This is a genomic window from Paenarthrobacter sp. YJN-D (assembly GCF_015040335.1).
In the GTDB taxonomy this organism is placed as follows: Bacteria; Actinomycetota; Actinomycetes; order Actinomycetales; family Micrococcaceae; genus Arthrobacter; species Arthrobacter nicotinovorans.
In genome coordinates this window covers 2,317,715-2,329,906 of record NZ_CP053549.1, presented here as the reverse complement: position 1 = coordinate 2,329,906, position 12,192 = coordinate 2,317,715, and the positions used below count along the sequence as shown (strand labels likewise).

The window sequence follows — 12,192 nt, the reverse complement described above, 5'->3', positions numbered from 1 at the left end:
AGCCAAGGAAACCCGAGACCGGGCTATCCATTGGCTTTGACAGCGTACTGTCTTGGAGCCGTGAAGCGCGATGGGGACAACTGCCCCGCGCCGCGGTGCTGATGGCCTCAACATTGCGGTATCTGGTGGGGTCCGGGATCGCCCAGGGTGGTGTTGCCCTGCGCAATGAAGCGTCCGGCATTGGGACCGCTGGTCAGCCGGTACCACGCCGCGTAGTTCAGGTACGGGGTGCTGCGGTTGATGTAGCAATTGACCGTAAAGGAACCGTTTGACTCGTACTGCCACGGGGTGCCGTAGACCACGCCGTCACAGCGGTGGCCCGGCGTGTTCGGGTCCCAGGACGTCTGTCCCGATGCCGCCGTGTCCGTACAGGTACGGAAACTGCCGGCCGGCAGCGTAGCGTCCCACGACGTCTTCTGCGGACCGCTCTGGGCACTGGCCGAAGCCACGGCTCCACCTTGGCCCACCGAGTTGAAGGTCTGGACCTCAATGGTCCGGGTCTGGTTGTAGCCGCCCGTGTTCACAACCCGGCTGCCGGAGGCGGATTCGTTGATCCACCCGGTGTCCGTTCCCCCGCCGGTGATCCTGATCTTGGTCGCGGCGACGTCGTTGCTGCCCGTGGAAGGCGAGGACCAGTTAAGGGTCAGCGTGGTTTGGTTCTGGCCACCGTTGGCACCGGAGGCCGAGGGGGTGCCAGGCGAACCATACGGTGTGGTGGTGGCGGGTGCACTGGGATTGGAGCTTGGGGCCACCGTGGACACGGCATTGACCGTGATGGTGGTGGCCTGCCCATTGGTGAAGCCGCTCACCGTCTGCCCTGGGCTGATAGGACCCGACTGTCCGGTACTGGCGACGTAGCGGTAGCTCACTTCGCTTTGGCTGGACCCATTGCGTTGACTTTGGTCGAGAACGGTGAAGTTGATGGTCACCGCACGACCTGCTCCCCCGGTGTTGGCCGGGGTTGCCGACACGTTGTTGACGGTGCCGAGCATGCCCGTGGCACGCCGGGGAGCGGAAGGCGCACTAACGCTTCCCTTTCCGGCCTTGTTCTCCGCTTGAACAGTGAATGTGTAGCCCTTTTCGTCGTTCTGTGCGGTGAAGACTGCGGAGCGGACGTTGCCTGGGATCGTTTGCGTCTGGGGCACCCCATTGCCACCACTCATGGTGACGTAGTACGCCTTGATGGGATCACCATTGACATCCGGTTCAGTCCAATCGGCGCGGATCTGGTTTTGGGCTCCCACGGACTGCACCACAGCGGTAGTGGGAGCCGCCGGTGCCCCCGGGAGGCCTGCGGGGTTGTCCTCAACGGAATACATGCCCCAATCGGAGGGCCCGAGCTCATTGACCGCTTGGGCACGCACCTTGTACTTCACACCGTTGGTCAGTCCCGGCCAGGTGTATGTGAGTCCGGTGACCTCGTTCTTCACGGCAATGCCGTTGGCCGGAGGCGGTGAAATTTCCAGGTTGTAGTGCTTCACCGGCGACCCCTCCGTCTTGGCAGGGGTCCAGGTGATTGCCATGTTCTTGTCCCCGGCCTTGACCGTGGGGGCATCCGGCGGCGAGGGCTTCTCGTCGGGCCGGATTTCGTTGGACGCCGTGGATGCCGGCGAGTCGCCTACCTCGTTCGTGGCGTAAACGGTGAACACGTACTTCACGTTATTGGTCAGTCCGGACAGCGTGCAGGTGGTGGTCGGGCATACCTGCTCAAAACCTGCCGCCTTCACGGTGTACTTGGTGATGGCTGCGCCATTGTCCGACGGCGGCGTCCACTTGAGGACGGCAGTCCGGCTCCTGACGTCGGTCGCTACGGGGGCGGACGGAGCATCGGGCTTGTCCCGCACTGTGATGCGGACACGGCCGGTTGCTTGCCTGGAAGGGTCCTTGGTCTTGTCCAGCACCGTGTACCGGACCACCATGACACCCTTGAAACCATCGGCCGGGGTGACGGTGATCGACTCTCCTGACACCGTCGGCTGGCCGGCGGCGGACCCGGTCTCCACTGCCGCGTTTTCGATGGTCAATGGTGCGTCGTTGAAAGGATTGAAGTCGTTGGCGAGGACGTTCACTGTTTCCGAACGGCCCGCGTTGGCCTTCTCAACGGCGTCGTCGTTGGCAACCGGCCGCGGCCGGTTAGACGAGACGACGGTGGCGGTGACAGTTGCGCGCACCGCGTCGGAGCGGCCATCGGTGACCTTGAGCGGGAACGAGCCTACGGCCCCTGGATTGAGCGAGAGGTCCGGGGTGATCTTAAGGACGGTACCTTCCACTTTGGCCTGGAAACCTGCCGCTTGCTGGCCGTCGAGCTCGAACTTCAGGTTGCCTTGGTCTCTTTCGTCGACGTCCTTGGCCAGGTTGGCCAGTTCAACGTCCGTAGTCTCACCCTTGGGAGCTTCCACGGATGCTCCGCTAAAGGTCGGCGGGTGGTTGGCGTTGGGGTCCGGAATGACCTTGGTAAGGATGGTCAACGTGGACTTCAACCCTTGGGAGTCGTCCGGGCCGGAGCCGTCAGTGACCTCGAAGGTGATGGATCCGGGGCCAACGTAGTCGGCTTGGGCTGCGTACCGCAGCGCGTTTCCATCACCGGAGATGACGTTTGAGGGGTCCCCGCCTTGAACGCGGATCTTGTCCGCCACGGTGATGCGGGCTTGGCGGCCTTCCCGGACGCGGACATATTCCTGCAGCGCCAGCGTGACGTCCTTGCCGGACATCACTTCCACAGGTTCTGTTTTTGCCAGGGTCGGGTACTGGAGGCCCTGGCCTGGAATCCACATCACGGCGGTGGCTGACTGACCGTCCATGTCCGTGACGGTGTACGGGATCAGTTGCTCTTGCGGGACGAGGGTCACTACCACGTTGCCGGCGGTACCTACCCGTGCGTTTGGATTTCCATCCGGCAGTGAAATGGTGAGGTCCTCGGCGACGCCGTCGGGGTCGGAGTCGTTCTTCAATACCGGAACGTCGACGGCGGTCTTGCCCAACGTCTCAGCCAGTGTGACGCGGTCGTCCACAGCCACAGGAACGTGGAGGGCCGCCGTTGGACTTGTCTGGACCCTGACCACAGCGCTGGCTTCGGCCTTTTTGTCGTCCTGGATCCGGTAACTGATGCTCTCGGTTCCGGCAACGCCGGGTGCCGTCAGCAGGATCTTGCCGGAGGCAGCTTCCACCTGGAGATCAGGATTGGCTTCGAACGAATTGACCAGGCCGATGGGGTCGCCATCCGGATCGGAATCGTTCTTGAGGGCATCCACCGCAATGCGGCGCCCCGGCCGGACATCAATGGCGTCATCGACGGCGATCGGCTTTTGGTTGTTGGCCTCTGCCGGAGCGATCCCCACAATGACGGTGCCTGTGTTTTCGGCGCCGATGCGGTCCCGCACGCGGTAGCTGAAGGTATCCGTCCCGGCAGACTTGCCGCCGGCGGTGAACTCCATGTAGCCGTCCCGCACCACAGCGGTGCCCATCGCGGGTGCTTTGTCCACGCCGATGAGCTGGACGGAGTCGCCGTCGGCGTCAATGCCGTCCAGCGGGACCGGGATCTTGACGGTCATCCCGGCGACGACCCGTGCGGTCAGGTTCCGGGGCTCAGGGCGGGTGTTGGTGGCGTCATCCCTGGCGCGGATGCGTATGGTCACCTGCTGCGAATCGGTCTGCCCCGAGGAGTTGCTGACCTTGTAGATCGCATACACAGTCTTGGGGACGTCGCCCGCAATGAAGCGCAGGTAATTGCCCGCGATGAACATCCGTCCGTCGGCCGCGTCCGGCTGCTGCGCCAGGACTGGATCGAGGGTCAGCTCACCGCCGTTGGGGTCGGAATCGTTCTCCAGGACGGGGATCGTGACCACATCGCCAACCCGTACTGAAACTTCGTCGGGCTTCGCCTGCGGTGCCTGCAGCTTGCTGGGGGCGGGGACCACCTGGACCGAGATGTCTCCGGTGGCGGAGGCCTTGCCATTCGAAATCGTGTACTTGAGGGAAAGTTGCCCCGTGGCATGGATATCGGTGATCTTGACCACCGAGTGGTCCAGTACCGCCACCGTGACAGGCAGGCCGTCCGCGGCCGTCACGGACTGGACAACCAGCACGCCGCCGGCCGGGTCCGAGTCGTTGCCAAGCACGTCCACCACTGTGCTGCCGCCGCTGGGAAGAAGGGCGATATCGCGCACCGCCACGGGCGCGCCGTCGTTGCTGCCGGACACGACGTCGACGCGCACCAGCTGCTGCGCGCTGGCAGGTCCGTTGGTGACCATGTAGGTGACGTAGTGCGGACCGACACTCGTGGAGTTGAACGAGAAGGTCTGCTGGTCCGGACCTATCACGGCCGTCGCCTGGTCATCCGCCTGCGCCTGAGCCAGGCGGAGCGTGCCTCCCTGTGGATCGGAGTCGTTCTTGAGGGGTGCAATAACCGTGTCCTGGCCGGCGACGGCCACCACGTGGTCGGCGTTGGCAATGGGTGGCAGGGCTCCCGGCGCACGGACATCCACGCTGATCCGCCCCTCGGAGCTCAACGTGCCATCGGAGACCGTCACGGAAATCGTCTTCTTCCCCGGACCGGCCCCCGAGTCCTGGAACGTCAAAAGCCCGTCGGGCCTGATCCGCACCTGGTCCGCGGGATCGCTGCTGCTGGCCGCCACGGCGAACAGGTCATCGCCGTCGGGGTCGATCCAGTCACTGAGGATGTACTGGTTGGCGATCTTTCCGGCCTGCACCACCAAGGCGTTGTTCCGGTTGGGCTTCTGCTGCGGTGCGGCGTTCTCACCGGGGGGAACGATCCTCAGATCCACAGTGGTCGAGGCAGTCCCTCCTCGGCCGTCATCCACGGAGTACTTGAACGATTCGCTCCCGGACTGATCGGCAGGAACCGTGATCTGGAATCCCGTGCCGCCGTAGACGGGGGCCAACGCCCCCGATTTGAGCACCTGGTCGGCCGAGACGGTCAGGACATCGCCGTCGGAGTCGGCGTCGTTGTCAAGCACGGGCAGGAGCGTTGTCTTACCCGCCCGCACGCCAAAAGCGTCCGGCTTCGCGACAGGTGGAGTGTTCGGTTTGCTGCGGTCCGGAAGGACTGTCTGCTGGACTTCGTCCGCGGAGTCCTTGTCGGCGTCGTCAGATGTTTGCTGGGGTGGGATGACGTCGTCCCAGTTGTTGACCAGCTGCATGTTCTGGTTGACCATCCAGACGTTGCCGGAGTTGACGTCGTTCAGTACCACGAGGTCCCGGTTGACCCTGAAAACGTACGACGGCGACGCACTCGCCTTGGGGACGTCGGCGCGGCGGTTGTCAGCCTCGTTCGTGCACTCGCGCAGGTACTTGTTGGCCCCGGACCAGGCCGCGTAGGTGCAGGAGCCCAGATGGACAGGCGCTGCGGGCACGCCTTCGCCGTCAGCTCGGATGGTTTTGGCTGTGCTGCCGTCCAGGGGCTGCAGCAACAGTGCCTTCTTGGTGGCGATGGCCACGAAGTCCGCGGCAGTCCCGCTCTGTTGGAGCTTGGCGTCGCGGGCGTCGTCCAAGTGGACGGTGGCTCCGCCCGGCAGGACGATGTTTCCTGTGGCCTCGTTGAGGACCACAGCCTTGTCCCCCACCGCGGTCAGCTGGAGGTCGCCGGCGCCCTTCAGCGCATCATCCTTGCGAACCTGGGAATCCACCGACTGGCCGTTGGCATCGACTTTGGTGGCCGTCAGGCTGCCGGTCTCCGGATCCACGGTGTGGATGGTGTCATCGGTGCCAACGACGGACACGATGCCGGTGGACTGTTCCAGGACGGGCTCGGCCTCGTCACTGAATCCGCCGACCGAACCGGCTGTGAGCGCCCAGACTTTGCCCTTGGAGGGATCGGTGACGGCCAGGACCTTGTTGCCGAAGCTTACAGCTGCCGACCCCGGGAGCTTTTGGTCTCCGCCCAGGCGCATGTTGGCGGCGCTGACGGGATTGATGGTGGCGCCGTCGGCATCATCAATGAACACGTCACTGGCCTGCTGAAGGATGTCGAAGTCCTTGCTGGCCGGAGTGACGGCACCATCCAGGGACTTGGACGGATAGTTGAGCCGGCCGGCGGCATTCTTGGACTTGCTGACTACCCAGACACCGCCGTCGTTCAGGTCCACTTCAGTGGTCTTGAACCCGGGGTAGAGAATGGCACCCGTCACGAGCACTGCTGCGGCGGCTGTGAAGGCGGTAGCCGTGATAACCCTCCGCCGCCGGATCTTGCCACGACGATTCCCGGACCCATTGGTCAGAGTCATCCAAATTCCCCACTTTTAGGCAGCCAGCACCGAACCCCGGGCCATCACAACACAAACAAGCTAAGAGTACCGGGTTAATCCATCGATTAGCCAAGAGTGCGCAACATGGGCTGCCAGGAACGCAACAGTCCGTGGGGCCCGCCCATCGATCGGCGGGGAACGTCGGGCATTGCCCGGGAACGAACAGTCCTAGTCGAGAACCAGGCCCTTGCCACGGCCGCGGGCCAGCATGACCGGATGGATCTCGCCAAAGCCACGGACGTTCTCCGACTTCTGGGGCACCAGCACGAAGCGGTCGTCCTGGCCGAGGGCAGCTGCGGTCATGGCGTCCACCAGCACCGTCCCGGGCTGGGCGAGCGTCGTGAGGCGCGCGGCCAGGTTCACGGTGGGACCATAAATGTCGCCGAGCCGCGAAAGAATGCGTCCCCACACCATGGAAACCCGGCATTGGGGCAGGATCTCGTCCTCGGTAAAGGCCTGCGCCAAAGCAAGCGAGATCTCGGCCCCGGCGGCCGGCGTCTCGGCAATGTACAGCACTTCGTCGCCGACAGTCTTGACCAGTCGACCACCGCCAACGGAGATGATTTCGGCGCATTTGTTCTCGAAACGCTGCACCAACTGGGCCAGCGTCTTCTCGTTCATCCTCCGGGAAAGGCTGGTGTAGGAGACGAGGTCCGCAAAGCCCACTGCGCGTGCCAAGGGCAACGGGGAATCGTCCTCGTCCCCTTCGCGGCCTTCCTCGCTGGCCTGCAAACCGGCTTCGGCCCGGACAGCGAGCCGTTGGACGCCGGCGTTGAGCTGGCGTCGGTACGAATAGACGAGGATCTCTTCCAGGGAATCCACCAGCGACGGCAAGCGACCCACCAGTTGCTTCCGCGCCACGGCATCCGGAATGCCCTGTTCGGACACCATGTCCTCGACCAACGCTTCGATCTGCCAGACCACCATGCGGTCCGTCATCTGGCCGATGGAGCGGGTCACGGAGATCGCGGCTTCTTCGGTCAGAATGCCGGCGCGCACCAGGTCCAGGATGCTGGACAGTGCGGCCTGGTCGCGCTCGGTGAACGCCACGTCCTCGTCATTGAAGTTCGGGAAACCCAGCGCGCGCCACACCTTACGGGCAGACAAAATGGAAACGCCGGCACCAGCGGCCACTTCACGACGACGCAGCTTCCGTTCGCCGCCAAGAAGCTTTGCCTCCAGGGCCTTGATCGCCAGCCGCTCTGCCGACATCACGCCAGTGGGCGGGCCTGTAGGAACGGAGGCCTGGGATGGCCCGGCGGCTGTGTCGTCGTCTGTGTCGTCGTCGTCCGTGCCGTCGTCGTCCGTGTCGTCTTCTTCCGTGTCGTCGTCCACTGAAGGTTCGGGTACGGCGTCGAACTCCTGGTCCAGGTCCTCGCCGGACTGCTGATCCTCAACGCTCATCTCATCCACCTTCTCTCAATTCCCACGGCAATTCTTCATAGTCCCCCAGCAGTTCACCCTCAAAAACCTCACCTTGCGGGAGTTCGTCCAACGCGTCAAGGATGAAGCCCCTGAATTTCCCCACCTCCGGGACATCTGCCAGCAGCGCTGTTCCGGAGTGCCCGGTATCCAAGGATATATTCCCTGAGTGCAATGTCCGTTGGAGCAGGCTCTGATGGATTTCCACATGGCGGATGGCCGCCAGGGAAATCTGCCAGTCGTTGCGCCTGAACATTCCGTATCTGGCAAGTATGCGTCGACTGGTGAGGGTGTATCTGATGGATCGCCATTTCAGTACCCGCTTGATGCTGTAGGCCAGCAGGAACCACCCCGCCAGCACCACGCACGCACCCACGAGCCACGGTGTCCACTCCGTTGATATGAAGGGCACCAGCCGCTGGGCGTTGCCCTTGATAACCCAGGCACAGGCATAGGCAGCGACGGCAGGAACCACAATGAAGGCCAGCACTGGAAAGAAGAGCGAGCGGGCCTGTTGACGCGTGATGGTGATGACCTGCTCCCCCGGAAGCAACTCTTTACGCATAACCGCTTTCTGTGGCGCGGAGGTGCACCACATCGCCGGCAGTTATGACGTGTTCCCGGCCACCGTGGTCCACCACCAGCAACGAACCATGCTCATCCAGGCGGGACGCGTGGCCGACCAGCTCGAGGTCGCCCGGCAGATGCGCGCGCACCTCCCGGCCCAAGGTGACCATGGCCGATTCGACCCGCTTATGCAAGGACGCTCCCCCGGCCAAACCGGCCGAAGGGTCACCCTCGGAGTTGCAGAAGCTGCGGTAGAGCCGGGCGAAACGCGACAGGTAGCTTTTCAGCAGCGTGGTGCGGTCCGTCGTCGTGGCTCCTTCCACGGCGAGCGATGTCGCAGTCGGTACGGGGAGCTCGTCCTCGGCGAGAGAGACATTCAGTCCCACCCCGAGGATCACCGCTGGGACAGATCCGTCCCCGAGAGGCGTCATCTGGGCAAGGATGCCGGCGATCTTCCGCCCGTTAACAAGGACATCATTCGGCCATTTGATGTCGGCCGGCAGCCCGGCCGTTTCCTGCAGGGCTTCGCGCAGGGCAACGGCTGCGAGAAGTGACAGCCACGAGTAGCTTTGGGTCGGAACGGGCATTCCTTGGGACGTCACGGGCCGCAGCACGATCGAAACTGAGACCGCAGAGCGCTCCGGGGCTTCCCAGTGCCGGTCCAGGCGTCCGCGTGCGGCCGTCTGGTGTTCGGCCGTCAGCACCGCGAGATCGGCCCACTCGCCCGGCTCTACCGTCACGGCCCGAACCAGGTCCGCGTTCGTGGACCCTGTGGAGTCGACAATCTTCAGTTGCGAGATGCCGGCGGAGGACAGGAAGTCCGGATCCAGCAGCGCCGCGCGGTCCAGTGCGGGCCGCTCCATGCCGCTGGGCGGGTCAACTGCTTCGCTGCTGTCTGGCTGTTCGGCATCCATAGCTGAATCCTATCCAGTTGTGCCGTCCAGGAATGCCGGCGGCCCTGAAAAGAACCCGTGAAAACGCTTAGAGGAAGATGTCAGGCACCAGGCGGTCTTCCGGCGCACCGAGGCTGTAGGGGGAAAAGTCGGAGACGCCGGCCGCTCGCAGGACCTGCTCATCCGTATAGAAGTTGCCTGTGGCTCCGGACCCCGTCAGCACTGCATGCGCTGCGTCGGCCATGATTTCGGGGCCACGGGCTGCCTGCACCATTTGACGCCCACCGGGCATGTTGCGGATCGCGGCGGTGTCGATCAGGGTGCATGGCCACAACGAGTTGACCGATACGCCGTCGTCCTTCAATTCTTCCGCGAGGCCCAGGGTCGTCAGGCTCATCCCGTACTTGGCCATGGTGTAGGCCAGGTGCATCCCCGCCCACTTCGGGTCGAGGTTCAGTGGCGGGGACAACGTGAGGATGTGGCCGTGACTGGATTCCCGTAGGGCAGGCAGCGCCAGCTTGGACAACAGGAATGTTCCACGGACGTTGATGTCCTGCATGAGGTCGTACCGCTTCATGTCGACAGCGTCGGTGCGGGACAGGTCGATGGCCGAGGCGTTGTTGACCACGACGTCGATGCCTCCGAAACGCTCGACGGCGGCTGTGACTGCCGCGGCGACGTCGTCGTCATTGCGGACGTCCCCCACCAGCGGCAGGGCCTGGCCGCCGGCAGCGACCAACTGCTCCGCAGCCGTAAAGACCGTACCCTCCAGTTTCGGGTGGGGATCGCCGGTCTTGGCCATCAGGACGATGTTTGCGCCGTCGCGGGCCGCGCGGGTGGCGATGGCCAGCCCGATGCCACGGCTTCCGCCTGACATCAGGATGGTCCGGTCCTTGAGCGAACCCGTGGCGACGTAGGGGCTGCCACTCGGGGAAAGTGTGCTGGAAGCGTCGTTGCTTGAAGTCATGGGGACACTCTAACCCAACTATGTTACCGACGGGTAACATAGTGAAGGATTTGGCTACGACGCGGAAAATTGTAGGGTTTCTACAGCGGTTCGCGGCAAAGGCGTCACTAGACTGGCCTGCGGGGCCTGTTCTTTGTACGGAAGCTACTTAAGTGAGCTTCCGTCCGCACCCAGGACTGCGCCAGCGAATATCAGCTACAGAGCCGGAGACACTTGATGAGCCACGATCTGACAACGACAGCGGGAAAGATTGCCGACTTCCGCGACCGCCAGGCACGGGCAGAGCAGCCTTCCGGCCCGGAAGCGGTTGAGAAGCAGCACGCACGCGGCAAGAACACCGCCCGTGAGCGCATCGACCTCCTGGTTGACCCGGATTCCTTCGTTGAGTTCGACGCCCTTGCGGTCCACCGTTCCACAGCCTTCGGCATGGAAAAGAAGAAGCCGCTCGGGGATGGCGTGGTCTCCGGTTACGGAACCGTAGATGGCCGCCTGGTGGCCATCTACAGCCAGGACTTCAGCGTCTACGGCGGCTCGCTGAGCCAGGTCAACGGCGAGAAAATCGTCAAGGTCCAGGAATTCGCCCTCCGCAACGGCTGCCCGGTTGTCGGCATCAACGACGGCGGCGGCGCGCGCATCCAGGAAGGCGTGGCCTCACTGGCCATGTTCGCGGACATCTTCCGCAACAACGTCCATGCCTCCGGCGTGGTCCCCCAGATCTCCCTCATCATGGGCCCTTGCGCCGGCGGCGCAGCCTACTCCCCCGCCCTGACCGACTACGTGGTGATGGTGGACAAGACCTCGCACATGTTCATCACCGGCCCCGACGTCATCAAGACCGTCACCGGTGAAGACGTGGACATGGAAACCCTGGGTGGCGCACGGCAGCACAACGCCACCACCGGTACCTCCACCTACCTGGCATCGGACGAGGCCGACGCGATCGAATTCGTGCGCGAACTCCTGGACTTCCTTCCGTCCAACAACCTCTCCGAGGCCCCGGTTGTTGAGCACGACCAGGAACTGGAACTCAACGACGACGACCTCGCCCTGGACTCGCTGATTCCGGACTCCGCCAACCAGCCCTACGACATGCGCAAGGTCATTGAGCAGATCGTGGACGATGCCCACTTCCTGGAGATGCAGTCGCTCTACGCGCCCAACGTGATCATTGGCTACGGCCGCGTCGAGGGACACACCGTGGGCATCGTCGCCAACCAGCCGATGCAGTTCGCCGGCACGCTGGACATCTCGGCCTCGGAAAAGGCGGCACGGTTCGTCCGCCATTGCGACGCCTTCAACGTCCCCATCATCACGCTGGTTGACGTCCCCGGCTTCCTGCCCGGCAAGGACCAGGAATTCCAGGGCATCATCCGCCGCGGCGCCAAGCTCCTCTACGCCTTCGCCGAAGCCACGGTCCCCAAGCTCACCGTTATCACCCGCAAGGCCTACGGTGGCGCCTACATCGTGATGGGTTCCAAGAAGCTCGGAGCCGACCTCAACCTTGCCTGGCCCACGGCACAGATCGGCGTCATGGGCGCCCAGGGTGCTGTCAACATCCTCTACCGCCGCGATCTCGCTGCCGTCGCCGAGGCCGGTGGAGACGTAGAGGCCAAGCGCGCCGAGATCATCCAGGGCTACGAGGAAGAACTCCTCAATCCCTACCAGGCTGCACAGCTGGGCTACGTTGACGCAGTGATCGCCCCCTCGGACACCCGCCTGCAGATCATCCGCGGCCTGCGGGCCCTCCGCGACAAGCGCGCCAGCCTGCCCACCAAGAAGCACGGAAACATCCCGCTGTGACCGCACCCAAGCACCGCGCCGATTCCGCGCCGGACCAGTTGCCCGCCGAAGCAGCCGCCGAGCCCCTGTTCTCAGTGGTCAAGGGCGAACCGACGGCCGAGGAACTCGCGGCGATTGCCGCCGTCGTGGTTTCCCTCAACGCTCCGCAGGAAGCGGCTCCAACCAAGCCGAACGTCCGGCACTGGGTCCGTCGCCAACAACTGCGCCTGGACCCCAGCCCGGGTCCCGGCGCGTGGCGGCGCAGCCGGGGGTAGTTTTCCTACCGGCCAAGAGTTCAACA

7 protein-coding genes are annotated in these 12,192 nt (G+C 64.0%); 2 read left to right on the top strand and 5 right to left on the bottom strand.

Annotated features, from left to right (window positions below):
• Nucleotides 1–107: 107 nt before the first annotated feature.
• The 5 genes from HMI60_RS10880 to HMI60_RS10860 form a co-directional block, all read right to left on the bottom strand.
• Nucleotides 108–6,242 (bottom strand): Ig-like domain-containing protein, encoded by a 6,135-nt coding sequence (locus tag HMI60_RS10880; protein ID WP_193589642.1) that lies wholly within the window; start codon nt 6,240–6,242, stop codon nt 108–110.
• A 189-nt stretch (nt 6,243–6,431) separates the two neighbouring features.
• The gene (locus HMI60_RS10875) at nt 6,432–7,667 is read right to left on the bottom strand and encodes an adenylate/guanylate cyclase domain-containing protein (protein WP_189075854.1); all 1,236 of its coding nucleotides are present in this window, start codon (nt 7,665–7,667) and stop codon (nt 6,432–6,434) included.
• A 1-nt stretch (nt 7,668) separates the two neighbouring features.
• Nucleotides 7,669–8,250, bottom strand: coding sequence for a PH domain-containing protein (locus HMI60_RS10870; RefSeq protein ID WP_193589641.1), 582 nt, complete (start codon nt 8,248–8,250; stop codon nt 7,669–7,671).
• The gene (locus tag HMI60_RS10865; RefSeq protein WP_079581046.1) at nt 8,243–9,166 is read right to left on the bottom strand and encodes a biotin--[acetyl-CoA-carboxylase] ligase; all 924 of its coding nucleotides are present in this window, start codon (nt 9,164–9,166) and stop codon (nt 8,243–8,245) included. The genes HMI60_RS10870 and HMI60_RS10865 overlap by 8 nt, the downstream gene beginning before the upstream one ends.
• 67 nt (nt 9,167–9,233) lie before the next feature.
• Nucleotides 9,234–10,112, bottom strand: coding sequence for an NAD(P)-dependent oxidoreductase (locus HMI60_RS10860; protein ID WP_193589640.1), 879 nt, complete (start codon nt 10,110–10,112; stop codon nt 9,234–9,236).
• Between the two features lie 216 nt (nt 10,113–10,328).
• Between HMI60_RS10860 and HMI60_RS10855 the strand changes: the two genes are divergently transcribed.
• Both HMI60_RS10855 and HMI60_RS10850 read left to right on the top strand, forming a co-directional pair.
• A complete protein-coding gene (locus HMI60_RS10855; RefSeq protein ID WP_079581048.1) occupies nt 10,329–11,912 on the top strand; it encodes an acyl-CoA carboxylase subunit beta in 1,584 nt (527 codons plus the stop codon).
• Nucleotides 11,909–12,166, top strand: a complete 258-nt coding sequence (locus HMI60_RS10850; protein WP_018777397.1) for an acyl-CoA carboxylase subunit epsilon — start codon at nt 11,909–11,911, stop codon at nt 12,164–12,166. The genes HMI60_RS10855 and HMI60_RS10850 overlap by 4 nt, the downstream gene beginning before the upstream one ends.
• The last annotated feature ends 26 nt before the right edge of the window (nt 12,167–12,192 follow it).